Source organism: Pantoea sp. OXWO6B1 (assembly GCF_001641135.1).
GTDB lineage: Bacteria > Pseudomonadota > Gammaproteobacteria > Enterobacterales > Enterobacteriaceae > Pantoea > Pantoea allii.
In genome coordinates this window covers 4,619,344-4,643,929 of sequence record NZ_LWLR01000001.1, presented here as the reverse complement: position 1 = coordinate 4,643,929, position 24,586 = coordinate 4,619,344, and the positions used below count along the sequence as shown (strand labels likewise).

Genomic DNA, 24,586 nt, shown 5'->3' with positions numbered 1-24,586 from the left:
ATCATGTGGGAAAGAATCAGCACGTTTATCACCTGGTCGATGGCCGTGTTTATGGCCTGGCTGGGCGACCTGTCGGTTAAAGACGTTTCAACATGGGCCGGGCTGATCATAGGCATCGGTATGGCACTGATCAGCTGGTACTACAAGCACAAAACCTACCAGCTGCTGGCAAGCGGGCGCATCACGCGGGAGGATTATGAATCTGCAAACCGTTAAACGCTGCGTCGTCGGCGCGGTACTGGCCATCGCCGCCACACTGCCGGGATTTCAGCAGCTGCATACCTCGGTTGAGGGACTGAAACTGATTGCTGATTACGAGGGCTGCCGCCTGAAACCTTACCTGTGCGATGCGGGCGTGTGGACCGACGGGATCGGCAACACGCGGGGCGTTGTGCCGGGCAGAACCGTTACCGAGCGGCAGGCCGCCGGGACGTTTATCACCAACGTGTTACGCGTTGAGGCGGCACTGGCGCGCTGCGTGGCGGTCACCATGCCGCAGCAGGTATATGACGCGCTGGTGTCGCTGGCGTTTAACGTCGGCACCGGCCACGTGTGCGGTTCAACGATGGTGAAACTCATCAGGGCCAGCCGGTGGCGCGATGCCTGTTATCAGCTGCCGCGATGGGTGTACGTGAAAGGCATATTTAATCAGGGGCTGGATAACCGGCGCGGGCGGGAACTGAGCTGGTGCTTAAAAGGGGCGGCAGCATGATGCGCGCCGTTGTTGTGACCTGTTTTGTCGTGCTGCTGATGACTGCCGGGCTGCTGTCGTGGCAGCTGCACAGCGCAAACAGGACCATCGGCACGCAGGCGGCGCATCTGGCCGAAAAAGATAAAAAGCTGAGCCAGAAAAACAGCCAACTGCTGGCGGTCAACATCATGGCGCAGAGCAGCAACCTTGCACAGACGCAGCTGTATGCGGCGGCTGAACAAAACAACGCACTGCTGCGACAGCGGCAGCGCCAGATTGAGGATCTGAAAAGTGAAAATGACGCCCTACGCCGCTGGAGTGATGCCCCTCTGCCTGATGCTGTTATCCGGCTGCGCCAGCGACCGGCCATCACCGGAGGTGAATCTTACCGTCAGTGGCTGTCCCAGAATAACCCGCTGCCAGCTGGGGCCGTCGTCGGCGCGCACTAACGGCGATTTACTGGCCCTGCTGGATGAAACAGAAACCGCCTGGGCGGCCTGCGCCGACAAGGTGGACACCATAGTGACCTGCCAGGAAAAAGACGATGAACAAGCCGCAGTCCTTACGCGAAGCCCTGAATAACGCCATCCCTTACCTGCAGCAAAACCCGGACAGGTTTCACCTGTTTGTGGACAAAGGGGCATCCGTCGGGACTTCTGCCGCCTCTCTGTCGTGGGAATACCGCTACACGCTGAATGTGGTGATTACAGACTTCACCGGCGATCAAAACCTGCTGATGGCGGCGGTGATGTACTGGCTGCGCACCAACCAGCCCGACGCGCTGCAGAACCCCAACGATCGTGAGCAGCTTTGCACGTTTGAAGTGGACATTCTCGGCAACGATGCGTGTGACATCAGCATTAATTTAAAGCTGACAGAGCGGGTTATTGCCGAGGAAGTCAACGGCGTAACAGAAGTCAGAGCCGTGCCGGAGCCGGGCAACCCTTTTGAAACGGACGACATCTGGACGGTGCGCCGTGGATAATCTGCATGAGGTTGACGCCTGGCTTGATGCGCTGCTGGCAAAGCTGGAACCGGCTGAGCGCAAAAAGATGCTGCGTGAGGTGGCGCGCGACGTGCGGCGCATTCAGCAGGCTAACATGACGGCGCAGCGCTCACCCGATGGCGGCGCATGGGAACCGCGCCGCGTATCAGCAAGGACAAAGCCGGGCCGCATTAAGCGCAAGATGTTTGTGAAGCTGAAAACGGCAAAGTACCTTAAGACAAAGGCGACAGGCGACAGTGCCGAGGTGGCTTTTGTGCCTGCCGTGCAGCGTCTTGCCCGTGTCCATCATTACGGCCTGCGTGACCGCGTGAGCAAGCGAGGCATTACGGTGAAGTATACAGAGCGTCCTTTGATTGGGCTTGATGATAAAGCTGCTGTATCGATAAAAGATACACTGATGCGTTGGCTTTCAGATTAAGTAAGGTAAAGCTTTGCGCGCTCTGCTTGCTGCTGGTTATATTTATCAATTTGAAACTTTAACACGATATCCATTAATAACGCTATCGAGAACCAGTACATCATAAGTAGTGTTGGACCATAAAAAATTAGCAATTTAAATGCGTCATTATGAACCATGGCAATCCATTTTCTAATCCCTCCCTCCTCACTCTTAAAGGTGATCGCTGTACATAATTTATAAACTAGAGATGCAGATATTTTAAATTCTGAAGCTATATTACCATATGTTTGTAAGGCACAGGTTTCAGGGGTGATTATCCAACTTTTCCTGTCTGGTGAGGTTGCCTTGTTTAGGGAGATAAGGAAAAGCTCATTAGTTGATGTGAGTTTTAATAACGCCCATCCCTCGGGAGATTTATGATAATCTTTACTTAATTGATAGGTGAGCCAGCCTGCGCCTGAGAAAACAATTACCCCTAAAATTAGAATGAATGTATATGTGGCTTTTTTATATGGTTTGTATTCTCTAAGTTTTGCACGAGACAAAGATAACCGCAGTATTAATGGTGGGATTCCGCAATCTTTAAAGTATTCAGAGTCTTCTTTCAATGGTGAGTTAAGTTTCCTTATTAGTGTTAATGTCATAGTCAATAATGTAGGCAATAAAGCTACTAACCAAGGGGCATTCAAGATTGCACCAAAAGTTGATTGATTTTCCATCGTCTTAGCTTCTCTATTAAAAAAGATTACTTGTGTGAAACCCCATACAAATTACCAGTGTGGGATGGCTGGAATTTCTAGATTAACTTTATGCAAATGAATACACAACTTACCGAAATCATGCGCCTCATCACCAACCTGATCCGTACTGGCACCGTGTCCGACGTCGATCCGGTTAACTGGCTGTGCCGGGTGAAAACGGGCGACCTCGAAACCAACTGGATTAACTGGCTCACTACACGCGCCGGTAACACCCGCACGTGGTGGCAGCCAACCGTGGGCGAACAGGTCATTTTGCTGAGCATGGGCGGCAATCTTGAAACCGCCTTTGCACTGCCCGCGATTTATTCCGATGCCTTCCCGCCGCCGGATTATTCAGAGAACGGCAGCACCACGCAGTACAGCGACGGCGGATTTTTTCAGTACGAACCGGAAACCGGCCAGCTGCTGATAAAGAACATCAAAAGCGTACGCATCGAAGCTGCGGACGGTATTCAGCTGATTACTGACGCTTTTGGCGTTGAGGCCATTAAAACGACCATTAACGGCGCAGTCACTCAGGGCGGCGGTGACATGAGTTCTAACGGCGTCGTGGTGCATACCCATACACACGGCGGCGTTAAGTCTGGTAATGACACCTCAGGAGGCCCGGCGTGATGTATCTCGGCATGAACCGCGACACCGGCAAAGCGCTGACCGATATCGATCATATTCGCCAGAGCGTCAGCGACATTCTGCTGACCCCGGAGGGCAGCCGCCTGGCGCGGCGGGAATACGGATCAATGCTTTCAGCGCTCATCGACCAGCCGCAGAACGGCATCACCCGTATGCAGGTCATGGCGGCAACCTACGCCGCGCTGAGCCGATGGGAGCCGCGCATCCGGCTGATTTCAGTGAATTACACAACGGCTTATGACGGCTCGATGGTCGTTGAGATAAACGCACAGCGTGCCGACGGTTCGCCGCTGGCAATGACCATACCAACGGGGGTGAACCGTGGCAGTGATTGATTTATCGCAGCTTCCCGCGCCGGAAGTCATTGAGGTGCCGGACTTTGAAGGGCTGCTGGCCGAGCGCAAAGAAAACCTGATTGCGTTATATCCGTCAGACCAGCAGGACGCCATGCGCAGCGTGCTGGCGCTGGAATCCGATCCGCTGGTCAAGTGCCTGCAGGAAAACGTCTATCGCGAAATCCTCTTACGCCAGCGCATCAACGAGGCGGCGCAGGCGGTCATGGTGGCCTATGCGCTCGGCACCGATCTGGACCAACTGGCGGCAAATAATAACGTTAAGCGCCTCACAATTACCCCGGCAGACCCCGACGCCGTGCCACCTGTGGCGGCGGTAATGGAGTCAGACGACGATTTACGCCTGCGCGTGCCGGGTGCATTTGAGGGGCTGAGCGTGGCCGGGCCGACGGCGGCCTATGAGTTTTACGCCAAAAGCGCAGACGGACGCGTATCTGACGTGTCGGCAACGAGTCCGGCACCGGCGGAGGTGCTGATTACGGTACTGAGCCGGGACAACAGCGGGGCGGCAACGGCGGATTTACTGAATGCAGTGAATGCCGCGTTAAACGCCGAGGAAGTGCGCCCGGTGGCTGACCGCGTAACGGTGCAGGCGGCAGCGATATTTGACTATCAGGTGAAAGCCACGCTGCACCTGTTTGACGGCGTGGCCGCAGGCCCGTGCCTGGAGGCGGCGCAGGCCGCAATGGACGCTTACCTGACTGACCAGAAAAAGCTGGGCCGCAGCGTGCGCCGCGAGTCTTACGGGGCGGTGCTGCGCGTGGCAGGCGTGGACTGGGTGGAAATCACCGAACCGGCGCAGGACGTTATTCTGAACCGCACGCAGGCGGGCAACTGCACGGCGGTGGCCGTCACGGTTGCCAGCGATAATGGGGGTAAAGGATGAGCCAGAGCATGTTACCGCCCGCGTCGTCGGCGCTTGAGCGCAGGCTGGCACAGGCGTGCGGCGGCATCAGCGGGCTGAACGTCCCGCTGCGTGACCTGTGGAACCCTGCCGCCTGCCCCGTGTGGTTTCTGCCTTACCTCGCCTGGTCGTTTTCGGTGGACCGCTGGGATGAGGCCTGGGCGGAAAGCGTCAAGCGCCGCGTGGTGATGGATGCGTTTTATATCCATCAGCATAAAGGCACCATCAGCGCAGTGCGTCGCGTGGTGGAGCCGTTCGGCTTTCTGATCCGCGTGCTGGAGTGGTGGAAAACCGGTGAAGCGCCCGGCACGTTTCGCCTGGATATTGGCGTGCAGGAACAGGGGATTACTGAGGAGACCTATCAGGAGCTTGAGCGGCTTATCAGCGATGCCAAACCCTGCAGCCGTCACATGCTGGGAATGAGCATCAACCTGCAGAGCAGCGGCACGTGCTTTACCGGTGCGGCCAGCTACGACGGCGACGACCTTACCGTTTATCCCTACACACCCGATCTTATCTCCGTCAGTGGCCCGGCATATGCGGGCGCGGCGGTTCACGTTATCGACATGATGGAAGTGGGACCATGACACAAAAATTTTACGCCATAGTGACCAACCTCGGCGCGGCGAAGATTGCTAACGCCGTGTCGCTGGGCACAAAACTGAATATCACGCACATGGCCGTTGGCGACGGAGGCGGCACGCTGCCAACGCCCAACGCGGCGCAGACAAAGCTGGTTAACGAGGTGCGCCGTGCTGCGCTCAATTCGCTCACCGTGGATACGGCCAACAGCAGCCAGATTATTGCCGAGCAGGTGATCCCAGAAACCGAGGGCGGTTTCTGGATCAGGGAAATGGGCCTGTTTGACGCTGACGGCTCGCTGATTGCGGTCTGTAACACGGCAGAAACCTATAAGCCGCAACTGCAGGAGGGCAGCGGGCGCACGCAGCGCCTGCGTATGCTTATCATCGTGAGCAGTACCGAGGCCGTGACCCTGAAAGTCGATCCGTCGGTGGTGCTGGCGACGCGCCAGTATGTGGACGAAAAAGTATTAGAGGTGCGCCAGTACGCTGACAGCCTGATGACGGCGCACCTGAAAGCTGCTGATCCGCATACGCAGTATGCACCGAAGGAAAGTCCGGTCCTGACCGGCATCCCGAAAGCCCCCACGGCGGCAGCGGGAAACAGCAGTACGCAGCTGGCAACCACGGCATTTGTTCAGGCTGCGCTGAGCGCACTGGCGGGCGGCGCACCTGCCGCGCTGGACACCCTCAAGGAGCTGGCCGACGCGCTGGGCGGCGATGCGAATTTTTCCACGACGGTGCTTAACAAGCTGGCCGGTAAAATGGACATCGCGAGAAACGGCAGCGACATAGCGAACGTGTCGGCGTTTCTCAAAAATCTCGGCCTGGGCGACGGCTCGGCGCTGCCGGTCGGCGTGCCGGTGCCGTGGCCTGTTGCAACAGCGCCATCAGGCTGGCTGAGGTGTAACGGTGCCACCTTCAGCGCATCAGATTACCCGCAGCTGGCGAAAGCCTATCCGTCGCTGCGGCTGCCTGACCTGCGCGGCGAGTTTATCAGGGGCTGGGATGACGGACGCGGGGCTGACCCTTCACGCGTATTGCTGAGTCAACAGGAAGGCACGGTGGTGGGTGGCTATGACGATAACGAAGATGGTGATTTCAGCGCCATCAGTTCACCTAATTATGCATTCAGCGACCCCCTTACCGGAGGTCAGTTAGCTTCCATTCAGGGAAAAACGTGGATTAACAACTCATCATCGAAAGTGAACAAATATGACTGGTTTGCTTACTCCTCAACCCGCCCGCGCAACGTCGCATTTAACTACATCGTGAGGGCAGCATAATGACACAGCAGCACAGTGAAGCACTGAACGCGGACGGCCTGGCTGTCGCGCCCGTTACCGTTAACGTTTTTAACTTTGATCAGGCGAGCGGGATTTACACCGGCAGCAGCCTGGAGTTTCTGCCAAAAGGTGTCGGTCTGCCCGCGCACTCTACGGCAGTCGCGCCCCCTGATGACGTTGCCGGGCAGGTGTGCGTCTTTAAAGACGGCAGCTGGCAGCAGGTGCCGGACCATCGCGGCGAAACGGCTTACAGCACGGCAACCGGTGCGGCGGTGACAGTCACGCAGCCCGGTGATTATCCGGCCGGGACAACGCCGGTTAAGCCAGAAACGGCCTTTGACCGGTGGGGCGGCGCAGCCTAGGTAACTGACAAAGCGGCAAAGCAGCGCGCCGCCGTTGAAGCGGCCCAGGCGGAGAAAAGCGCCCGTATCACCGAGGCGGCGGGCGTGACTCAGGCATGGCAAACGCAGCTGATGCTCGGCATCATTTCCCCCGACGATAAGGTAAAACTCACGTCATGGATGACCTACCTGCAGGCCGTGCAGGCGACAGACCCCTACAGCGCGCCCGCTGTCAGCTGGCCTGACCGGCCTGCGTAGTAATCAAAGGCCCCCTGCGGGCCTTTTTCCTTTGTGTCATTTGCCAGACAATGGCCGCAGGGTGCGCCCGCGCGCCATCCCTTTCACCATAGCGGAACCCCTTAACAGAGGATCTGCTCTATGGCACAGGATTATCATCACGGCGTGCGCGTTGTCGAAGTCAACGAAGGCACCCGCACCATTACCACCGTCAGCACGGCAATCATCGGCATGGTCTGCACCGCTGACGACGCCGACGCGGCAGCGTTTCCGCTCAACCGCCCGGTTTTACTGACAGACGTCACTACCGCCATCGGCAAGGCCGGTAAAACCGGTACGCTCGCCGCCTCACTGGACGCCATCGCCGACCAGGCAAAACCGCTCGTCGTCGTGGTGCGCGTCGCGCAGGGCGAAACCGAGGCGGAAACCACATCCAACATCATCGGCGGCGTGACCGCAGACGGGATGCGCACCGGCATGAAAGCACTGCTTGCCGCGCAGAACGTCTGCGGCGTCAAACCGCGCATTCTCGGCATACCGGGGCATGACACAAAGGCGGTGGCAGCCGAGCTGCTGAGCATCGCGCAGACCCTGCGCGGGTTTGCGTATATCTCCGCTTACGGCTGCAAAACCGTTTCCGAGGTCATCGCCTACCGCGCTAATTTCAGCCAGCGCGAAGGGATGCTTATCTGGCCTGACTTCATCAGCTTTGACACCGTGCTGAACGCTGACGCGACGGCGTATGCCACCGCCCGCGTGCTCGGACTGCGCGCCAAAATTGACGAGGCGACCGGCTGGCACAAGTCCCTGTCTAACGTCGGCGTGAACGGCGTCACCGGCATTTCCAAAGACGTGTTCTGGGATTTACAGGACCCGGCAACCGATGCAGGCCTGCTGAACCAGAACGACGTCACCACGCTTATCCGCAAGGACGGTTTCCGCTTCTGGGGTTCGCGCTGCCTGAGCGATGATCCGCTGTTTGCCTTTGAGTGCTACACCCGCACGGCGCAGGTGCTGGCGGACACGATGGCCGAGGCGCAGCTGTGGTCCGTTGATGGCGCGCTGAATCCGTCGCTTGCCCGCGACATTATCGAAAGTATCCGCGCCAAGCTGCGCAGTATGGTGAATCAGGGCTATCTAATCGGCGCAGACTGCTGGCTGGATGACACCGTGAACACCAAAGACACGCTCAAGGCCGGGCAACTCATTATCGATTACGACTACACGCCGGTGCCGCCGCTGGAAAACCTGATGCTGCGCCAGCGCATCACTGACCAGTATCTGGTCAACTTTGCCGCCAGCGTTAAAGCCTAAGGAGCTGAACACATGGCCTTACCCCGTAAGTTAAAACACCTGAACCTGTTTAACGCAGGCGACAACTGGCAGGGCGTGATCGAATCGCTGACCCTGCCGAAACTCACCACGAAGTTTGAAAAATACCGGGGCGGCGGGATGCCGGGCGCGGTGGATATTGATATGGGCCTGGACGATGGCGCGCTGGATACGGAATTCACCATCGGCGGCACCGAGGCGAAGCTGTTTAAACAGATGGGTACACCGACGATTGACGGTATTCAGTTGCGCTTTACCGGCTCCATTCAGCGCGACGACACGGGCGAGGTTCAGGCGGTGGAGCTGGTCACGCGCGGGCGTTACAAGGAGCTGGATTCCGGCGAGTGGAAAACGGCGGACTCTAACACCACCAAAGTGTCGGCAACCAACAGCTACGCCAAGCTGACCATTAACGGTGAAGTGCTCTATGAGGTGGATCTGGTCAATATGGTTCACATCGTTGACGGCAAAGACCTGCTGGAAGCGCACCGCAGCGCGCTGGGCCTGTAATCACGGCGGCAGGCGCTGGCCTGCTGCTTTCATAAACTATTCAGTGGATTAAGAACATGAGCGAAAACATCAACGAAAAAACCATCACCCTGGACACCCCAATCAGGCGAGGCAAAACCGAAATTAAAGAGGTGGTACTGCGCAAGCCGCAGTCCGGTTCGCTTCGCGGCGTGCGCCTGCAGGCGCTGATGGAAATGGACGTCAACGCGGTGATGGCCGTGCTGCCGCGCGTGTCTGCCCCGGCGCTGACGGCACAGGAAATTAACGAAATGGACCCCGCCGACCTGCTGGCGCTGTCGGTGGAGGTGGTCACTTTTTTGTTACCGAAGTCGGCGACGTCGGGTTTCCTGACGGCCTGACGGTTGACGATCTGGTGGCAGATATTGCCACCGTGTTTCACTGGCCGCCGTCGGTCATGTTTGCGGAGTCGCTGACGGATTTACTTGAATGGCGGCACAAAGCGATCCTGCGTAACGGAGCCGGTGACGATGAGTGAAAGAGACCTGCGCCTGCAGGTGGTTCTTAAGGCGGTGGATAAAATCACCCGCCCATTCCGAAACGCGCGCGACGGCTCAAGGGAGCTGTCCGCCGCCCTTAAAGCCAGCAAAGACAGCCTGAAAAATCTTAACGATCAGGCCGGGCGCATTGATGGCTTTCGCAAAACACGCCAGCAGCTTGCCATCACGGAAAAAAATCTCGCCTCTGCCCGGCAGGAGGCCGCCGCACTGGCAACGCAGTTTGCCGCCACCAACCGCCCCACGGCGCAGCAGTCCCGTTTACTTGAGCAGGCAAAAAACCGCGTTAATGACCTGCAGCAGAGTTACAACGGCCTGCTGCGCTCGGTACAGCAGCAGCGCGGCGCGCTGACCGCCGCCGGTATCGATACAAAGCAGCTAAGTGCGGCACAGCGCCGACTGAAAACCGACGCCAGCGCCGCCAGTGATGCCATTGAGCGCCAGCAACGTGAGCTGAAAAAGCTGGGCGAGCGCCAGGCCAAATTGCGCGCGGTGCGTGAGCGCTACGGCAAAACGCTGGAGGCGCGCGATAAGGTGGCCGGAGCCGGAGCGGCATCCACGGCGGCGGGCGTGGCAATGAGTATGCCGTTTGCGGCAGCGGTAAGAGCCTCTGCAGATATGGAAGACGCCATGAAAGGCGTGGCAAAGCAGGTCAACGGCCTACGCGATGACAAGGGCAACCGCACCGCGCAGTTTTACGACATGCAGGCCGCCATCAAGGCCGCCAGTGAGCAGTTGCCGATGCAGAACGGCGCGGTTGACTATGCCGCACTGGTAGAAGGCGGCGCGCGAATGGGCGTGACGAACCAGAATGATTCTTACGCCGACCAGAAGCGCGACTTACTGGCCTTTGCCACCACGGCGGCCAAAGCGTCAACGGCGTTTGAGCTGCCCGCCGACCAGCTGGCCGAGGGGCTGGGGAAAATCGGCCAGCTGTACAAGATACCGACCCGCAACATTGAGCAACTGGGCGATGCGCTCAACTATTTAGACGATAACGCGATGTCGAAAGGTGCAGACATTATCGACGTGCTGCAGCGCATGGGCGGCAACGCCGACAGGCTGAATTTCCGGCAGGCGGCCGCGCTGGGTTCAACGTTCCTTTCGCTCGGCGCGACGTCTGAGATTGCGGCGAGTTCGGCTAACGCGATGGTGCGTGAGCTGTCGATAGCGACCATGCAAAGCAACCGGTTTATGGACGGTATGGATCTGCTCAAGCTGAACCCGGCAAAAATTGAAAAGCAGATGACCAAGGATGCGATGGGAACCATCATCCGCGTGCTGGAAAAGGTCAAGAAACTGCCAGACAGCAAGAAAGTGCCCGCCCTGACAATGCTGTTTGGAAAAGAGTTTGGTCCTGCTGCTGCAAAACTTGTCAACAACCTGCCGGAGCTGCGCCGACAGCTGGCCCTGACGCAGGGCGACGCCGCCAGAGGTTCTATGCAGAAAGAGTCTGACATTAATAAAGATTCCCTTTCCGCTCAGTGGATGCTGACCAAAAGCGGCGTTAACAACACCATAAGCGGGCTGGGCGACACGCTGCGCCAGCCGCTTATGGACATTATGGGGGTGATTAAAAAAGTCACCGGCACAGTGGCGCGGTGGGTTAATAAAAACAAGGAGGCAGCAGGCACGCTGATGAAAGTCGGTGCAGCGGTATCTTTTATCGTTATCGGCATGGGAACGCTGGCAATCAGCCTTGCCGCCATTGTCGGGCCGATGGCGGTCGTTAAATTCGCTCTGATGCAGTTGGGTTACAGAGGGCCGGGCGTTTTTGGTCTGATAGGTAAGGCCATAGTCGTGCTGGGAAAAAGTGTTCTGTGGCTGGGCCGCCTGATGTTCGCTAACCCGATACTGGCCGTCATCGGGCTTATTGCTATGGGGGCGATTTACATCTGGCGTAACTGGAACACCATCGGGCCAATGTTTAAAGCGACATGGCAGGCGGTGACGGATAACACATCTGCAGCCTGGGAGGCCATCAAAGACAAGATTACCGGCGCGTGGACGTGGGTTAAATCGCTGTTCGCGGATGGCACTCTGCAGGGCGTTATCAGCAAGGGCTGGGACGCCATACGTGACGGCATCGCCGGGGCATGGCAAAGCATTAAGATAGCCGTGTCGCAAAAATGGGATGAGCTGGTTAACTCGGCCAGCACATTGCCTGAGCGGTTTAAAGAAGCGGGCAGTAACATGATAAGCGCCCTGCTCGACGGCATCACGTCTAAGTGGGAGGCACTTAAGGCCAGGCTGTCATCCATGACGGATCTGTTGCCCGGATTCATGAAGCCATCAGTGGACAAGGGCGGCGCGACACCGGTCAACCCGTTAAGCCCGGCATCCCCGACGGGCTTTGCCGGACTGTTTGACAATGGCGGCTATATCCCCGCCGGTCAGTATGGCATTGCGGGCGAGAACGGGCCGGAGCTGGTCAACGGCCCGGCGCGCATTACCAGCCGTCGTCGCACCACCGCACTGGCCGCATCGGCGGCGCTGGCGCTGGGGATGGCCGCCGCACCTGCCGCCGCCAGGTCGCTACACCCGTTGAGCCTGCCCGCGCAGGCATACCAGAAAAATGCGCAGCGCGCGAAGGAACCGCAGCCGGTTGCCGTGCCGCAAATCAATGCATCATTCACCATTGTGCAGCAGCCAGGGCAGAGCCAGCAGGATCTGGTTGATGAGGTGATGCGCAGGCTCAAAGCCGAGCAGCGACAGGCCGAAGCCCGCGCGCGCAGTTCATATCGTGATCGAGGAGGGTACGACGAATGATGATGACGCTGGGGCTGTTCGTTTTCATGCTGGAAACGGTGCCTTATCAGGAGCTGCAACTGCAGCGCAGCTGGCGGTTTCCGTCCAACAACCGCGTGGGCCTGCGTCCGTCGCTGCAGTTTGCCGGGCCTGACACCGACACGCTGACGCTTTCCGGCATCCTGCTGCCGGAGCTGACCGGCGGCAGGCTGGCGCTGTATGCGCTGGAGCAGATTGCGGAACTGGGGCGCGCCTGGCCGCTGATTGAGGGCGGCGGCACCATTTACGGTATGTTTGTGATTGAAAGCCTGAGCCAGACAAAGGCGGAGTTTTTCAGCAACGGCGTGTGCAGGCGCATCGAGTTCACGCTCACGCTTAAACGCGTGGATGAGTCACTGGGCGAGATGTTCGGCAGTCTGAGCGGCCAGCTTGACGCGATGAAAAGCGCGGCGGCAGGCGTGGCCGGTAAAGTGACTGCAGCAGCGGGAGGGTTGTTCTCATGATGCAGGCAGAAAGCTGGGTCAGGGGGGCGGCGAACGCGCCCGCTTTCCGGCTCACGATGGAAGGCGCAGACGTCACACAGAAGATAGAGAAAAGGCTTATCAGCCTGACGCTCACCGATAACCGGGGCTTTGAGGCCGACCAACTGGATATTGAGCTGGATGACACTGACGGCCTTCTGCAGCTGCCGCGCCGGGGCGTGGTGTTAAAACTGGCGCTCGGCTGGCAGGGTGAGCCACTTATCAGCAAAGGCAGCTATACCGTTGATGAGATTGAGCACAGCGGGATGCCTGACCGGCTGACGCTCCGCGCCCGCAGCGCCGATTTCCGGCAGACGCTGAACACGAAACGCGAAAAATCCTGGCATAAGACCACCGTGGGCGAAATCGTCAAAGCCATAGCCGACAGGCACAAGCTGAGCCTTGCGCTGGGCGCAGACGTGCAAAAAATGGCGATTGACCACATCGACCAGACAAACGAATCAGATGCCAGCTTTCTGATGCGCGTTGCCCGCCAGTGCGGTGCTGTTGCCTGCGTCAAGGACGGCAACCTGTTGTTTATCCGGCAGGGCCAGGGTAAAAACGCCAGCGGCAAGGCGCTGCCGGTCATCACTATTCAGCGCCGCGACGGTGACGGCCATCGCTTCGCCCTGGCTGACCGCGACGCTTACACCGGCGTGATTGCCAGCTGGCTGCATACGCGGGAGCCAGCGAAAAAGCCGGTAACAAAGGTAAAGCGCCGACGCCGACGCAGGACGACAACAGCCAGTAAAAAAAAGAAAGAGCCGGAGGAAAAACAGGGTGATTACCTTGTCGGAACTGATGAGAACGTGTTGGTTCTGAGCCGCACCTACGCCAACCGGGCAAACGCCGAGCGGGCGGCAAAAATGCACTGGGAACGTCTGCAGCGCGGTGTAGCAACCTTCTCGATCCAGCTGGCGCGCGGGCGTGCTGAGCTTTACACCGAAATGCCGGTAAAAGTGACAGGGTTTAAAAAGCAGATTGATGATTGCGAATGGATCATTACCACGCTGACGCACAGCCTGAGCGCCGACAGCGGCTACACGACCAGCATAGAGTTGGAAGTGAAAATTGATTCATTTCAAATGGAATGAGATGTATCTCAAAACAAATGTTTGTGTATAATTGATTAAAAATGCGATGGGGCTTAAGCGATGATGAATTGTCCTATGTGTGGTAATGCCGCACACACGAGAAGTAGCTTTCAGGTATCTAAGAATACTAAAGAGCGTTATAACCAGTGCCAGAACATTAACTGCAGTTGTACCTTTAAATCACATGAAACTGTGACTGACATAATCATGACACCAGGAAAAGTGGCTAGCGTTCCGCCCCACCCTGATCGAGGTTCTCAGCAAGTCTTATGGATGTAAAAAAAGCCCGCTTAGCGGGTTTTTTTTTGCCCCTCGCAAGAGAAAAGTTGATGGACATTGAAATATGCAAAAAAAGTCTGCTGCCATTTTGCTGCCATCGAGACTATAGCCAACAAAAAAGCCACCCTTGCGAGGTGGCTTAACTGCATGATTTTAATCACTAAATCTGGTGGCCCCTGCTGGGTTTGAACCAGCGACCAAGCGATTATGAGTCGCCTGCTCTAACCACTGAGCTAAGGGGCCAATGGAGCGGGGATTATAAAGTATCTGTCCGGGGCAATCCAGCGTTGATCGGCTGGTTGCTGAAATAAGCAGCAATGTTTTACTTGCTGATAACTATGATAAAACAGACAAAAACCTCTGGCTGACAGGCGGCGACATAACCGGCGCGGTTATCCTTAATTGTCTTTCCCTGCTTAACAGTGAAAAAAGCCAACCCAAACCACGACGCTGCCCGCCAAATGCGCTTTAATCAGTGACAAGACGATGTCAAACAAGGACCCTTTGCGTGAGCGACAGTGAGGCGCGCAGGCGCAAAGCCAGGAGGCAACATGAGCGAACACAACATTAGCGATATCATCGCATCAGATCTGAACGTGCTGTTTTGCGGCATCAATCCCGGTCAGTCGACGGCGCACACCGGCTATCACTTTGCCCATCCCGGCAACCGCTTCTGGAAGGTGATTCATCTGGCAGGGTTTACCGAGCAGCAACTGAAGCCGGAAGAGGAGCAGCGCTTACTGGAAACCGGCTGCGGTATCACGATGCTGGTCGAGCGTCCAACCATCCAGGCGAATGAACTGGCCAGTGATGAGCTGCGTGATGGCGGTCAGCGGCTGATGGATAAGGTGCTGCGTTATCAGCCTGCTGCGTTGGCTATCCTGGGCAAAGATGCCTTTAAACGCGCGTTTCGTCAGAGCAAGGTGGAATGGGGCGAGCAGCCGATCTACATGGGGAAAACCCAGGTTTGGGTGTTGCCGAATCCGAGTGGGTTAAATCGTGCATCGCTGGAAGAGATCGTGGCGATGTATCGTCAGATGTACGATGCGCTGAAGACACGAGGCTGAAGCTAACGCGTGAAAAGTGGGGCAGGGCGGCAGAAATAAAAAACCCCGGCGAACCGGGGTTTTAACTGACTTAATCGTCGAGGAAGCTGCGCAGCACTTCCGAGCGGCTCGGATGGCGCAGTTTACGCAGGGCTTTCGCTTCAATCTGACGGATACGCTCACGGGTAACGTCAAACTGTTTGCCCACTTCTTCTAACGTGTGGTCGGTGTTCATATCGATACCGAAACGCATGCGCAGCACTTTGGCTTCACGCGCTGTCAGGCCAGCCAGCACGTCGTGGGTGGCAGAACGCAGGCTCTCAGAGGTGGCAGAGTCCAGCGGCAGCTCCAGCGTGGTGTCTTCGATAAAATCACCCAGATGTGAATCTTCATCATCACCAATCGGCGTCTCCATAGAGATAGGCTCTTTGGCAATCTTCAGCACCTTGCGGATCTTATCTTCTGGCATCAGCATGCGCTCAGCCAGTTCTTCTGGCGTTGGCTCACGGCCCATCTCTTGCAGCATCTGGCGCGAGATACGGTTGAGTTTGTTGATGGTCTCAATCATATGCACCGGAATACGGATGGTACGCGCCTGGTCAGCGATAGAACGGGTGATAGCCTGACGAATCCACCATGTGGCATAAGTTGAGAACTTATAGCCGCGACGGTATTCAAACTTATCAACCGCTTTCATCAGGCCGATGTTACCTTCCTGAATCAGGTCGAGGAACTGCAAACCACGGTTGGTGTATTTCTTCGCGATGGAAATCACCAGACGCAGGTTAGCTTCGACCATCTCTTTCTTGGCACGACGCGCTTTCGCTTCACCAATCGACATACGACGGTTGATGTCTTTAACCTGCTCGATGGTCAGGCCGGTTTCTTCTTCAATCTGCGCCAGTTTCTGCAGAGAGCGCATCACATCATCCTGCACGTCCAGCAGTTTTTCAGACCAGGGCTTGTTCATCGCCAGTGCGGCTTTGAACCAGCTCTCGTTGGTCTCGTTACCGGTGAATAGCGTAATGAAGTTTTTCTTAGGCATTTTGCACACTTCAATACACAGCTTCATGATCAAACGTTCCTGAGTACGGACGCGTTCCATCATTTCACGCATGTTGTTCACCAGGTAGTCGAACTGCTTCGGTACCAGGCGGAACTGCTTAAAGACGTCAGACAGGTTCTGGATCTCGGCAACAGAGGCAGCGTGGCTGCGTCCTTTGCTTTTGATCACATCACGGGTGGTTTCGTACTGGGTGCGCAGGTCAGAGAACTTCTCGCGTGCCAGTTCGGGATCGATAGAGTTATCGTCATCCGAGCTGTCGTCATCGCTCTCTTCATCTTCTTCATCGTCGTTATTACGATCGGCTTCAGACAGCTCAGAACCGACGTGCGTTGCGGTCGGTGCCAGGTCTTCTTCTGCGTTAGGATCAACAAAGCCAGTGATTAAATCTGACAGGCGCGACTCACCTGCTTCAACGCGATCGTACTGATCCAGCAGGTAGGTAATGGCTTCCGGATATTCAGCGACGGAGCACTGAACCTGGTTGATACCGTCTTCAATACGCTTGGCAATGTCGATTTCGCCTTCGCGGGTCAGCAGTTCAACGGTACCCATTTCACGCATATACATGCGAACCGGGTCAGTGGTGCGGCCAATTTCAGATTCAACGCTGGATAATACCTGAGCGGCAGCTTCCGCGGCATCTTCGTCAGTATCGGAGCTGTTTTCATTCAGCATCAGATCGTCGGCGTCCGGGGCTTCTTCAACCACCTGGATGCCCATGTCGTTAATCATCTGGATGATGTCTTCGATCTGATCGGAGTCGACGATATCTTCCGGCAGATGGTCATTGACCTCAGCATAGGTCAGATAGCCTTGCTCCTTACCACGGGTGACAAGAAGCTTGAGCTGTGACTGCGGGTTTTGCTCCATAAGACGGTATCCACACTTCTGTTAATTAGATTGGTGTCGGTCGGCAGCGTGCCAACAATAGCAGTGAAGGCCTTTATTCTTGCCGCTGCCTTCGTCGCGGCCTGGGCTTTGCCCATTAGTAATCGGCACTTAAGCCGCAAATTTTATGTCGGGCCTGGCTTACTCGCCATTTTTGTCTCTGGAAGTGCTCGTCATCCTCACGTACTTGAGTACGCTCCGGTGACTGCGCGCTTGCAGAAACAAAACTTGCTTCGCCGCCGACGGCCCGAGGGCGGAAGCTGGCTTACTCGCCATGTTTGCTTCTGGAAGTGCTCGTCATCCTCACGTACTTCAGTACGCTCCGGTGACTGCGCGCTTGCAGAAACAAAACGTGCTTCGCCGCCGACGGCCCGAGGGCGTAAGCTGGCTTACTCGCCATGTTTGCTTCTGGACGTGCTCGTCATCCTCACGTACTTGAGTACGCTAAGGTAACGGCACAGAAACAAAACGTGCTTCGCCCATCAAATTTTTAAGCCTGCCGCTTCGGTTACAGGAAGCAGCAGGCCGGATAATGCATCATTTCTTCGCGAAGGCCTGGCTCAGTGTCCAGAGTTCGCGGCGCTCGTCGCTACTCAGCCCGTGCGTGCGTTCACGCGCAATCAGGAACTCCAGTCGTTCTTCCAGTGCCGAGTCATAAATGCTCGCAAGGGAGTCCTGAAATACCGCTTCGCTTTCCTCATCCACTATCATGTGGTTCCAAACGGCCAGTGTTTCAAGCGTCTGGCTAAAATTTGTTCCGCGATATAACTCTAGTAGCTGACCTGTGGTCAATCCAGGATTCTCGTTACAACGCGTCACTAATTCGATAAATAGCGGTAAACCGGCCATTTTCGACTCGGCAAGCCCATCCAGAGACGGCACCAGTGTTGCCAACTGCGGATTCTGGATCAGCAGCGCCACTAATACACGCATTGTGGTGCGTTTGAGTGGCGGGGCCACCGGTGCGCTTCCGCCCGGTGCCTGCTTCGGCATCAGCTTTTCAAGCTGAGAGTCATCCAGAATACCTAATTTGTTACCCAGCTCCTGACGCAGATAAATGCGCAGTGTTTCACCGGGAATCTGTGTGATCAACGGCAGCGCCAACGTACTTAAACGTGCTTTGCCGTCGCGAGAGCTCAAATCTACCTGAGGTAGCAGGCTGTCAAAAAGAAACGAAGAGAGCGGCATCGCCTGCTCCATCCTCGCCTCAAATGCGGCTTTACCCTCCTGGCGAACCAGCGTATCCGGGTCTTCGCCGTCGGGTAGAAACATAAAGCGTAGCTGACGACCGTCATTCATGTAAGGCAATGCTGTTTCAAGTGCACGCCATGCGGCTTCACGTCCGGCACGATCGCCGTCATAACAGCAAATCACGTTGTCCGTACTGCGAAACAGCAGCTGAATATGTTCAGCCGTCGTGGATGTTCCCAGCGATGCCACCGCGTAATCCACGCCGAACTGCGCCAGGGCAACCACATCCATATAACCTTCAACCACCAACAAGCGTTTAGGTTCAGGATGATTTTTTAACGCTTCATACAGACCGTAAAGTTGACGGCCTTTATGAAAAACAGGCGTTTCAGGTGAGTTCAGATACTTAGGCGTATCATTACCCAGCACGCGGCCGCCAAAGCCGATGACGCGGCCTCGCTTATCGCGAATCGGAAACATCACGCGCTCGCGAAAGCGGTCATAAACCCGGCCTTTGTCATTACTGACCAGCATGCCTGCTTCCATCAACGACTCGCGATCTTCAGGCTGTTTGCCAAAGCGTTTCAGGACGTTGTCCCAACCGGCGGGCGCATAGCCAATCGCAAAATGGTTGATGATGTCGGCGCTCAGACCGCGATGTTCAAGATAATCGCGAGCTGACTGGGCGCTGGATTGCTGCAAACTCTGCTGATAAAACCCGTTCAGGTTTTCCATCAGTTGGTACAGGCTCTGGCGCTGATGGCGTTCCATCGGGCTTGGCCCGTTGCCGGCTTCGTAAGGTACGTCTAAACCATGGGATGTGGCTAACTCTTCGATGCTCTCAACAAACTCAAGCCGATCATAGTTCATCAGAAAATCGATGGCGTTACCGTGAGCGCCGCATCCAAAGCAGTGATAAAACTGCTTTTCGCCATTTACGGTGAAAGAGGGCGTTTTCTCGTTATGGAAAGGACAGCACGCGTGATAATTTTTTCCCTGCTTTTTCAGCTTAACGCGAGCATCGATTAACTCCACGATGTCCGTGCGGGCAAGTAAGTCATTGATAAATACGCGTGGAATTCGTCCTGCCATAAGCCCCGTTTTTTCAGCTCATAAACGACAACAAGCCGCGCTTCCTTTCGGAAAGCACGGCCTTTTACTTGACTCGGTCTGCGTTTATCACGCTGTGGAGGCGAACCTCCGGGAAATTAGTACAGACGAGTGCGGCGTGCGTTTTCGCGAGCCAATTTTTTGGCATGACGCTTAACTGCAGATGCTTTAGCGCGCTTACGTTCGGTCGTTGGTTTTTCATAAAATTCACGACGACGAACTTCAGCTAAAACGCCTGCTTTCTCGCAGGAACGCTTAAAGCGACGCAGTGCTACGTCAAATGGCTCGTTTTCACGTACTTTAATTACCGGCATGTAACTCTCACCTCAATAAAATTCGGTTTTGCTGCTGACTGCGGCGTCAGCACATTTCAAAATGGTGCAGCATTTTACTCCAACTCGCGTCGGCTTGTAAAGCACCATGGATAATTTAGAACCAACAGGAGCGATTGCCTGTGCGGCTGCCGGTTTTTTCCAGGGGCGGAAGTATAGCGCACTCTTTAGGCAGCGGAAAATGACTTTTTGCGTGGATGGGGTCCTCTTTTCACTCAAGGGCTATGCTAAACTGCGCGCCGCAAGAATGAGGTGAAGCCATGCGAATTCTGGGTATTGAAACATCGTGCGATGAAACCGGCATCGCAATCTATGATGACGAGGCTGGCCTGGTGGCCAACCAGCTATACAGTCAGGTAAAACTGCATGCCGATTACGGCGGTGTAGTGCCGGAACTGGCATCGCGCGATCACGTACGCAAAACGGTGCCCCTGATCCAGGCGGCGCTGAAAGAGGCGGGTTTGCAACCGCAGCAGATTGATGCGGTGGCGTATACCGCAGGCCCGGGTTTGGTGGGTGCATTACTGGTGGGCGCCACGATTGGGCGCGCGCTGGCCTTTGCATGGAAAGTTCCTGCCGTGCCCGTGCACCATATGGAAGGGCATCTGCTGGCACCGATGCTGGAAGCGAATCCGCCACCGTTTCCGTTTGTGGCATTGCTGGTTTCAGGTGGTCATACCCAGTTAATCAGCGTCACCGGCATTGGCGAATACGAACTGCTGGGCGAGTCGATTGACGACGCGGCAGGGGAAGCCTTTGATAAAACCGCCAAACTGCTGGGGCTGGATTATCCTGGCGGCCCAATGCTGGCGAAAATGGCGCAGCAGGGCACCGCTGGGCGATTCACGTTTCCGCGTCCGATGACCGATCGTCCTGGGCTGGATTTTAGTTTCTCGGGCCTGAAAACCTTTGCGGCGAATACCATTCGTGGCAATGACGACGACGAGCAAACCCGGGCCGATATCGCACGGGCGTTTGAAGATGCGGTGGTAGATACGCTGGCGATTAAGTGCAAACGCGCGCTGGATCAAACCGGCTTTAAGCGTCTGGTTATTGCGGGCGGCGTCAGTGCAAACCGTACCCTGCGCGAGCAGATGGCCGTGATGATGCAAAAGCGCGGCGGAGAAGTCTTTTATGCCCGACCTGAGTTTTGTACCGATAACGGCGCGATGATTGCTTATGCTGGCATGGTACGCCTTAAAGGCGGTACGCGGGGTGAGCTTGGCGTCAGCGTCAGGCCGCGTTGGCCACTGTCGGAACTGCCCGCCATTTGAAAATCAAAAAGCCGGTTAGCCGGCTTTTTTTACGCTTAGGGTTTCTTTTTCCGCTTCCAGATTTTGCTTTCCTGACCGCGCCACAGGCGCTGAATATTGTCATGATGACGCAGCAAAATCAGGCAGGAGAGCATAGAAACCGGAAAGGTGAACTGGGGTTTAAACCACCAGACATAAAACGGCGCAATCAGCGCGCTGACAATCGCCCCAAGCGATGAATAGCCGCTCAGCAGCACGGTCAGCAGCCATGTTCCCGTCATCAGTCCGGTCAGGTCCCAGCCAATCGGGGCGATAGCACCAAAGGCGGTCGCCACACCTTTCCCGCCGCGAAAGCGAAAGAACACCGGGTAAATATGGCCCAGACAGGCGGCAATCGCCGTTAAGCCCAGATAAAGGGGTGAGACATGAAACAGGTACGCCAGCCACACGGGCACCATACCTTTCACAATATCGAACACCAGTACAGACGCAGCCGCCAGCTTGCCGCCAATACGCAGCACGTTGGTTGCGCCCGGGTTGCCTGAACCGTGGGTGCGGGGATCGGGTAAACCGGCAAGTTTGCAGACCAGAATGGCACTGGAAATTGAACCGCACAGATACGCGAAAATAATCATACCAAGCGCGAAAGCACTCATAACACCGTCCCGTTTCCTTTGGGGTCGTTTTGATCACGTCAAGCATGGATAATACGCACAATCTGCCGGAAGTGGTATCCGGCGCGACCAAAAACAGAGAGCATCATCATGGATATCGTCTTTATTGAACAACTCACCGTCTTCACCACCATTGGCGTTTATGACTGGGAGCAGGGAATACAGCAGAAGCTGGTGATCGATGTAGAGATGGCGTGGGATAACCGCCAGGCGGCCGCCAGCGACGATGTGAAAGACTGCCTGAGCTATGCCGACGTCTCCGACGCGATCCTGACGCATCTGACAGGACAGCGTTTTGCCCTGGTCGAGCGCGTAGCGGAAGAAATCGCGGATCTGTTGATGAACCGTTTCAATTCGCCTGGTGTGCGCATCAAGGTAGCAAAACCGGGCGCTGTGGCGCAGGCAGCGCAGGTTGGCGTGCGTATTCAGCGCGGGACTATTCCTAAATAATTACGATGTGATTGCCATCACAATGAAACCAAACCAAATTATTGTCTGTCTCAGGTGGTGCCGTTTCGTTGCGACTGACTAAACGGCGATTGAGCTTAAGGTTTTACTCAGAGTGAAGCAGATAAGATTAAGGCGATAGCGCTGCTGCTAGCGCCTTTTTAATGGTTTTAAAACGGACAGAGGGAATACATTGATGGCAGATCTTCATCAGCTGTGGGTAGCTGCAATCCTGGGCGTGGTCGAAGGGTTAACCGAGTTTTTACCGGTCTCTTCCACCGGGCACATGATTATAGTGGGGCACCTACTGGGCTTTGAGGGCGATAAAGCGGAAACCTTTGAGGTCGTCATTCAGTTAGGTTCCATTCTTGCTGTGGTCGTGATGTTTTGGCGGCGTTTGTTTGGATTAATCGGTATCCACTTTGGTGAAGTCAAACACGAAGGCGTGGGAACGGGCCGCTTAACCCTGATTCATATCCTGTTGGGGATGATCCCCGCGGTGGTGGTCGGGCTGGCGTTGCACGATCAGATTAAAACCTTGTTTAATCCGATTAACGTGATGTATGCGCTGGTGGTCGGCGGCTTACTGCTGCTGGCGGCGGAATTCCTGAAACCCAAACAGCCAAAAGCCGTCGGCGTGGATGATATTACCTATCTTCAGGCATTTGCGATTGGCTGCTTCCAGTGTCTGGCGCTGTGGCCGGGCTTCTCGCGTTCAGGTGCCACCATTTCAGGTGGGATGCTGATGGGCGTGAGCCGCTATGCCGCATCCGAGTTCTCGTTTATCCTGGCCGTCCCGATGATGATGGGTGCTACCGGGCTGGATCTGTATAAAAGCCTTGGCTTCCTGTCGATGGCCGACTTCCCGATGTTTGCCGTTGGCTTTATCACCGCCTTTGTTGTCGCGCTGCTGGCCATCAAAGTCTTCCTGGAACTGATCAAACGTATCTCTTTCGTGTCGTTTGCCATCTACCGCTTTATCGTGGCGGGTGCGGTCTACATGATTTTCATGTAAGCCATTATGACGCGGCCGGGTGACTGGCCGCGTTAAGCTATGCGTTGTTCGACCGCGGCAATACGCCGTCGCGTTAACTCTTCCCGCACCTCAATGCCTTTAAATCCTGCCTCAACCACCGCCTTAGAGGACACCGCCTGAGCCAGTGCAAACGCACGTCGCAGGTAATCGCCTTGCGGATAAGGCATGCTGGCAAGACCACCGCGTCCGCGGGCATCCGCTTCACTACACAGCGCCAGTTGGTTCACCCGTTCGGGTTTGCGCCAGGCATCAAGACGGTCAAATAACGCAACCAGAGATTCAGCAGGGCGCTGCTCAATGGTATGCATCATGTCGTGAAACTCCGTCACCAGCAGCGCTAAATCACGAATCGCATTGGGCACGCGTAAACGCTGGCACAGTGCGGCGACCAACGGTACGCCCGCCGCGCCATGCCCATGATGGCTGGGCCATTTTTCGACAGGGGTTAATGCCTTACCGACATCGTGGAACAGCGTCGCAAAACGCACGTCGATAGCGTCTGATAAGGCCGCTGACAGGGTTAAGGCCATCAACGTATGCACCCCGGTATCGATTTCAGGGTGCCATCTGGCGGGAGCGGGGACGCCGTACAGGTTATCGATTTCCGGAAACAGCACCCGTAAGGCACCGCAGTCACGCAGCACCTGGAAGTAGACCTGAGGATTATGCGAAGAGAGCGCTTTTTCCGTTTCTTTCCAGACGCGTTCGGCCGTGAGATCGGCCAGTTCGCCGCTCTCCGCCATTTGTTGCATCAGGGCCTGGGTTTCATCGGCAATGCGGAAGTTGAGATGGGCAAAGCGCGCGGCAAAGCGTGCAACGCGCAGCACGCGCAGGGGATCGTCACTAAAGGCATCGGACACGTGGCGCAGCTGACGGGCAGCGATATCCTGTTGCCCGTGATAGGGATCATAAAGCTCACCCTTCTCATCCTGGGCGATGGCGTTAATCGTCAAATCGCGCCGCTGTAAATCCTGCTCCAGGGTGACGTCCGGTGCCGACCAGGTGGTAAAACCGGTATAGCCTTTGCCGTTTTTCCGCTCGGTACGCGCCAGCGCGTACTCTTCCCGGCTGTCGGGATGGAGGAACACGGGGAAATCGCGGCCTACCTGCTGATAGCCTTGTTCCAGCATGATTTCTGGCGTCGCGCCAACCACCACCCAGTCTTTGTCTTTAACCGGCAATTTCAACAGCGCATCACGTACCGCGCCGCCAACAAGAAAGGTCTTCACGCACAACTCCAGAGATAAATAAGTGAACTGCGCGTCCGGGGGCTTCCGGCACCTGAATCCAGACGGGCACGAACTCTATTGTTGCACAAATTCGGCATATTGCAGACAGGCCAAAAGGGGCA

General features: G+C 56.1%; 30 protein-coding genes, 1 tRNA gene and 1 pseudogene. 25 read left to right on the top strand and 7 right to left on the bottom strand.

Annotated elements, in window-relative coordinates; translation table 11 throughout:
- The first annotated feature begins 3 nt into the window (after positions 1–3).
- The 6 genes from A6A26_RS23615 to A6A26_RS23595 are packed head-to-tail and all read left to right on the top strand — an operon-like array spanning position 4 to position 2,115.
- Positions 4–216 (top strand): HP1 family phage holin, encoded by a 213-nt coding sequence (locus tag A6A26_RS23615; protein ID WP_013027023.1) that lies wholly within the window; start codon positions 4–6, stop codon positions 214–216.
- Entirely contained in the window at positions 197–712 is a 516-nt protein-coding gene (locus A6A26_RS23610) for a lysozyme (protein ID WP_063880996.1), read from the top strand. The genes A6A26_RS23615 and A6A26_RS23610 overlap by 20 nt, the downstream gene beginning before the upstream one ends.
- Positions 709–1,140: an Rz-like lysis system protein LysB gene (lysB, locus tag A6A26_RS26130; RefSeq protein ID WP_063880995.1), complete on the top strand. Its 432-nt coding sequence runs from the start codon at positions 709–711 to the stop codon at positions 1,138–1,140. Before A6A26_RS23610 ends, lysB begins: the two co-directional genes overlap by 4 nt.
- Complete coding sequence (gene lysC, locus A6A26_RS25855; RefSeq protein ID WP_253851921.1) at positions 1,028–1,273, top strand: Rz1-like lysis system protein LysC; 246 nt, start codon at positions 1,028–1,030, stop codon at positions 1,271–1,273. The genes lysB and lysC overlap by 113 nt, the downstream gene beginning before the upstream one ends.
- On the top strand, positions 1,236–1,676 hold the full coding sequence (locus A6A26_RS23600) for a phage tail protein (protein WP_063880994.1): 441 nt from the start codon (positions 1,236–1,238) through the stop codon (positions 1,674–1,676). Before lysC ends, A6A26_RS23600 begins: the two co-directional genes overlap by 38 nt.
- The gene (locus A6A26_RS23595) at positions 1,669–2,115 is read left to right on the top strand and encodes a phage virion morphogenesis protein (RefSeq protein ID WP_063880993.1); all 447 of its coding nucleotides are present in this window, start codon (positions 1,669–1,671) and stop codon (positions 2,113–2,115) included. Before A6A26_RS23600 ends, A6A26_RS23595 begins: the two co-directional genes overlap by 8 nt.
- Here the strand turns inward: A6A26_RS23595 and A6A26_RS23590 are convergent.
- The gene (locus A6A26_RS23590; protein WP_063880992.1) at positions 2,112–2,816 is read right to left on the bottom strand and encodes a DUF6216 family protein; all 705 of its coding nucleotides are present in this window, start codon (positions 2,814–2,816) and stop codon (positions 2,112–2,114) included. The two genes, A6A26_RS23595 and A6A26_RS23590, sit on opposite strands and share 4 nt — an antisense overlap.
- Positions 2,817–2,912: 96 nt before the next feature.
- On the opposite strand from A6A26_RS23590, the gene A6A26_RS23585 reads away from it, so the two are divergent.
- The 15 genes and pseudogenes from A6A26_RS23585 to A6A26_RS25070 all read left to right on the top strand — a co-directional run bounded on the left by A6A26_RS23585 (position 2,913) and on the right by A6A26_RS25070 (position 14,192).
- The gene (locus tag A6A26_RS23585; RefSeq protein WP_063880991.1) at positions 2,913–3,473 is read left to right on the top strand and encodes a phage baseplate assembly protein V; all 561 of its coding nucleotides are present in this window, start codon (positions 2,913–2,915) and stop codon (positions 3,471–3,473) included.
- Positions 3,473–3,826, top strand: a complete 354-nt coding sequence (locus A6A26_RS23580; protein WP_063880990.1) for a GPW/gp25 family protein — start codon at positions 3,473–3,475, stop codon at positions 3,824–3,826. Before A6A26_RS23585 ends, A6A26_RS23580 begins: the two co-directional genes overlap by 1 nt.
- A complete protein-coding gene (locus tag A6A26_RS23575; protein WP_063880989.1) occupies positions 3,813–4,730 on the top strand; it encodes a baseplate assembly protein in 918 nt (305 codons plus the stop codon). The genes A6A26_RS23580 and A6A26_RS23575 overlap by 14 nt, the downstream gene beginning before the upstream one ends.
- Complete coding sequence (locus A6A26_RS23570) at positions 4,727–5,335, top strand: phage tail protein I (RefSeq protein ID WP_063880988.1); 609 nt, start codon at positions 4,727–4,729, stop codon at positions 5,333–5,335. Before A6A26_RS23575 ends, A6A26_RS23570 begins: the two co-directional genes overlap by 4 nt.
- Entirely contained in the window at positions 5,332–6,615 is a 1,284-nt protein-coding gene (locus A6A26_RS23565; RefSeq protein WP_063880987.1) for a phage tail protein, read from the top strand. Before A6A26_RS23570 ends, A6A26_RS23565 begins: the two co-directional genes overlap by 4 nt.
- Complete coding sequence (locus A6A26_RS26355; protein WP_371560205.1) at positions 6,615–6,977, top strand: hypothetical protein; 363 nt, start codon at positions 6,615–6,617, stop codon at positions 6,975–6,977. Before A6A26_RS23565 ends, A6A26_RS26355 begins: the two co-directional genes overlap by 1 nt.
- Positions 6,978–6,989: 12 nt before the next feature.
- Positions 6,990–7,214 (top strand): annotated as a pseudogene (locus A6A26_RS26350) (tail fiber assembly protein); the annotation flags it as partial.
- A gap of 120 nt (positions 7,215–7,334) precedes the next feature.
- Positions 7,335–8,507: a phage tail sheath protein gene (locus tag A6A26_RS23555; protein WP_063880986.1), complete on the top strand. Its 1,173-nt coding sequence runs from the start codon at positions 7,335–7,337 to the stop codon at positions 8,505–8,507.
- Positions 8,508–8,519: 12 nt separating this feature from the next.
- Positions 8,520–9,035, top strand: coding sequence for a phage major tail tube protein (locus A6A26_RS23550; RefSeq protein ID WP_054633114.1), 516 nt, complete (start codon positions 8,520–8,522; stop codon positions 9,033–9,035).
- A 56-nt stretch (positions 9,036–9,091) separates the two neighbouring features.
- The gene (locus tag A6A26_RS23545) at positions 9,092–9,394 is read left to right on the top strand and encodes a phage tail assembly protein (protein WP_063880985.1); all 303 of its coding nucleotides are present in this window, start codon (positions 9,092–9,094) and stop codon (positions 9,392–9,394) included.
- Between the two features lie 14 nt (positions 9,395–9,408).
- Complete coding sequence (locus A6A26_RS23540; protein ID WP_063880984.1) at positions 9,409–9,531, top strand: GpE family phage tail protein; 123 nt, start codon at positions 9,409–9,411, stop codon at positions 9,529–9,531.
- Complete coding sequence (locus A6A26_RS23535) at positions 9,524–12,319, top strand: phage tail tape measure protein (RefSeq protein ID WP_063880983.1); 2,796 nt, start codon at positions 9,524–9,526, stop codon at positions 12,317–12,319. Before A6A26_RS23540 ends, A6A26_RS23535 begins: the two co-directional genes overlap by 8 nt.
- A complete protein-coding gene (locus tag A6A26_RS23530; protein ID WP_063880982.1) occupies positions 12,316–12,801 on the top strand; it encodes a phage tail protein in 486 nt (161 codons plus the stop codon). Before A6A26_RS23535 ends, A6A26_RS23530 begins: the two co-directional genes overlap by 4 nt.
- Positions 12,798–13,913 (top strand): phage late control D family protein, encoded by a 1,116-nt coding sequence (locus A6A26_RS23525; protein ID WP_063880981.1) that lies wholly within the window; start codon positions 12,798–12,800, stop codon positions 13,911–13,913. The genes A6A26_RS23530 and A6A26_RS23525 overlap by 4 nt, the downstream gene beginning before the upstream one ends.
- Positions 13,914–13,973: 60 nt before the next feature.
- A complete protein-coding gene (locus tag A6A26_RS25070) occupies positions 13,974–14,192 on the top strand; it encodes an ogr/Delta-like zinc finger family protein (RefSeq protein WP_014605020.1) in 219 nt (72 codons plus the stop codon).
- A 167-nt stretch (positions 14,193–14,359) separates the two neighbouring features.
- On the opposite strand, the gene A6A26_RS23520 is transcribed toward A6A26_RS25070, so the two are convergent.
- A tRNA-Ile gene (locus A6A26_RS23520) sits at positions 14,360–14,435 on the bottom strand.
- Positions 14,436–14,743: 308 nt separating this feature from the next.
- Here A6A26_RS23520 and mug point away from each other — a divergent pair.
- The gene (gene mug, locus A6A26_RS23515) at positions 14,744–15,259 is read left to right on the top strand and encodes a G/U mismatch-specific DNA glycosylase (protein ID WP_063880980.1); all 516 of its coding nucleotides are present in this window, start codon (positions 14,744–14,746) and stop codon (positions 15,257–15,259) included.
- 70 nt (positions 15,260–15,329) lie between these two features.
- Here mug and rpoD read toward each other — a convergent pair whose 3' ends face one another.
- From rpoD to rpsU, 3 genes are all read right to left on the bottom strand, one after another.
- Positions 15,330–17,174: an RNA polymerase sigma factor RpoD gene (gene rpoD / locus A6A26_RS23510; RefSeq protein ID WP_063880979.1), complete on the bottom strand. Its 1,845-nt coding sequence runs from the start codon at positions 17,172–17,174 to the stop codon at positions 15,330–15,332.
- 555 nt (positions 17,175–17,729) lie between these two features.
- Positions 17,730–19,475, bottom strand: a complete 1,746-nt coding sequence (gene dnaG, locus A6A26_RS23505) for a DNA primase (protein ID WP_063880978.1) — start codon at positions 19,473–19,475, stop codon at positions 17,730–17,732.
- 116 nt (positions 19,476–19,591) lie between these two features.
- Positions 19,592–19,807, bottom strand: a complete 216-nt coding sequence (gene rpsU / locus A6A26_RS23500; protein WP_001144069.1) for a 30S ribosomal protein S21 — start codon at positions 19,805–19,807, stop codon at positions 19,592–19,594.
- A gap of 278 nt (positions 19,808–20,085) precedes the next feature.
- Here rpsU and tsaD point away from each other — a divergent pair, with 278 nt between their 5' ends.
- On the top strand, positions 20,086–21,099 hold the full coding sequence (tsaD, locus tag A6A26_RS23495; RefSeq protein WP_063880977.1) for a tRNA (adenosine(37)-N6)-threonylcarbamoyltransferase complex transferase subunit TsaD: 1,014 nt from the start codon (positions 20,086–20,088) through the stop codon (positions 21,097–21,099).
- Positions 21,100–21,134: 35 nt separating this feature from the next.
- Here tsaD and plsY read toward each other — a convergent pair whose 3' ends face one another.
- Complete coding sequence (gene plsY, locus A6A26_RS23490) at positions 21,135–21,734, bottom strand: glycerol-3-phosphate 1-O-acyltransferase PlsY (protein WP_063880976.1); 600 nt, start codon at positions 21,732–21,734, stop codon at positions 21,135–21,137.
- 108 nt (positions 21,735–21,842) lie between these two features.
- On the opposite strand from plsY, the gene folB reads away from it, so the two are divergent.
- Positions 21,843–22,202: a bifunctional dihydroneopterin aldolase/7,8-dihydroneopterin epimerase gene (folB, locus tag A6A26_RS23485; protein ID WP_063880975.1), complete on the top strand. Its 360-nt coding sequence runs from the start codon at positions 21,843–21,845 to the stop codon at positions 22,200–22,202.
- A gap of 193 nt (positions 22,203–22,395) precedes the next feature.
- The gene (gene bacA / locus A6A26_RS23480; RefSeq protein WP_063880974.1) at positions 22,396–23,214 is read left to right on the top strand and encodes an undecaprenyl-diphosphate phosphatase; all 819 of its coding nucleotides are present in this window, start codon (positions 22,396–22,398) and stop codon (positions 23,212–23,214) included.
- Between the two features lie 32 nt (positions 23,215–23,246).
- Here the strand turns inward: bacA and A6A26_RS23475 are convergent, their stop codons facing one another.
- Complete coding sequence (locus A6A26_RS23475) at positions 23,247–24,464, bottom strand: multifunctional CCA addition/repair protein (protein ID WP_063880973.1); 1,218 nt, start codon at positions 24,462–24,464, stop codon at positions 23,247–23,249.
- Positions 24,465–24,586: the final 122 nt, after the last annotated feature.

Excerpts from the sequence above, each read along its gene's own strand:
- A6A26_RS23535 (WP_063880983.1), top strand. The coding sequence starts at position 9,524 with ATGAGTGAAAGAGACCTGCGCCTGCAGGTGGTTCTTAAGGCGGTGGAT.
- dnaG (WP_063880978.1), bottom strand. The coding sequence starts at position 19,475 with ATGGCAGGACGAATTCCACGCGTATTTATCAATGACTTACTTGCCCGC.
- A6A26_RS23600 (WP_063880994.1), top strand. The coding sequence starts at position 1,236 with ATGAACAAGCCGCAGTCCTTACGCGAAGCCCTGAATAACGCCATCCCT.
- A6A26_RS25070 (WP_014605020.1), top strand. The coding sequence starts at position 13,974 with ATGATGAATTGTCCTATGTGTGGTAATGCCGCACACACGAGAAGTAGC.
- A6A26_RS23585 (WP_063880991.1), top strand. The coding sequence starts at position 2,913 with ATGAATACACAACTTACCGAAATCATGCGCCTCATCACCAACCTGATC.
- A6A26_RS26355 (WP_371560205.1), top strand. The coding sequence starts at position 6,615 with ATGACACAGCAGCACAGTGAAGCACTGAACGCGGACGGCCTGGCTGTC.
- A6A26_RS23550 (WP_054633114.1), top strand. The coding sequence starts at position 8,520 with ATGGCCTTACCCCGTAAGTTAAAACACCTGAACCTGTTTAACGCAGGC.
- A6A26_RS23610 (WP_063880996.1), top strand. The coding sequence starts at position 197 with ATGAATCTGCAAACCGTTAAACGCTGCGTCGTCGGCGCGGTACTGGCC.
- A6A26_RS23570 (WP_063880988.1), top strand. The coding sequence starts at position 4,727 with ATGAGCCAGAGCATGTTACCGCCCGCGTCGTCGGCGCTTGAGCGCAGG.
- A6A26_RS23555 (WP_063880986.1), top strand. The coding sequence starts at position 7,335 with ATGGCACAGGATTATCATCACGGCGTGCGCGTTGTCGAAGTCAACGAA.
- A6A26_RS23565 (WP_063880987.1), top strand. The coding sequence starts at position 5,332 with ATGACACAAAAATTTTACGCCATAGTGACCAACCTCGGCGCGGCGAAG.
- rpoD (WP_063880979.1), bottom strand. The coding sequence starts at position 17,174 with ATGGAGCAAAACCCGCAGTCACAGCTCAAGCTTCTTGTCACCCGTGGT.
- folB (WP_063880975.1), top strand. The coding sequence starts at position 21,843 with ATGGATATCGTCTTTATTGAACAACTCACCGTCTTCACCACCATTGGC.
- lysC (WP_253851921.1), top strand. The coding sequence starts at position 1,028 with ATGCTGTTATCCGGCTGCGCCAGCGACCGGCCATCACCGGAGGTGAAT.
- plsY (WP_063880976.1), bottom strand. The coding sequence starts at position 21,734 with ATGAGTGCTTTCGCGCTTGGTATGATTATTTTCGCGTATCTGTGCGGT.
- A6A26_RS23615 (WP_013027023.1), top strand. The coding sequence starts at position 4 with ATGTGGGAAAGAATCAGCACGTTTATCACCTGGTCGATGGCCGTGTTT.
- A6A26_RS23590 (WP_063880992.1), bottom strand. The coding sequence starts at position 2,816 with ATGGAAAATCAATCAACTTTTGGTGCAATCTTGAATGCCCCTTGGTTA.
- mug (WP_063880980.1), top strand. The coding sequence starts at position 14,744 with ATGAGCGAACACAACATTAGCGATATCATCGCATCAGATCTGAACGTG.
- bacA (WP_063880974.1), top strand. The coding sequence starts at position 22,396 with ATGGCAGATCTTCATCAGCTGTGGGTAGCTGCAATCCTGGGCGTGGTC.
- lysB (WP_063880995.1), top strand. The coding sequence starts at position 709 with ATGATGCGCGCCGTTGTTGTGACCTGTTTTGTCGTGCTGCTGATGACT.
- A6A26_RS23545 (WP_063880985.1), top strand. The coding sequence starts at position 9,092 with ATGAGCGAAAACATCAACGAAAAAACCATCACCCTGGACACCCCAATC.
- rpsU (WP_001144069.1), bottom strand. The coding sequence starts at position 19,807 with ATGCCGGTAATTAAAGTACGTGAAAACGAGCCATTTGACGTAGCACTG.
- A6A26_RS23525 (WP_063880981.1), top strand. The coding sequence starts at position 12,798 with ATGATGCAGGCAGAAAGCTGGGTCAGGGGGGCGGCGAACGCGCCCGCT.
- tsaD (WP_063880977.1), top strand. The coding sequence starts at position 20,086 with ATGCGAATTCTGGGTATTGAAACATCGTGCGATGAAACCGGCATCGCA.
- A6A26_RS23530 (WP_063880982.1), top strand. The coding sequence starts at position 12,316 with ATGATGATGACGCTGGGGCTGTTCGTTTTCATGCTGGAAACGGTGCCT.
- A6A26_RS23580 (WP_063880990.1), top strand. The coding sequence starts at position 3,473 with ATGTATCTCGGCATGAACCGCGACACCGGCAAAGCGCTGACCGATATC.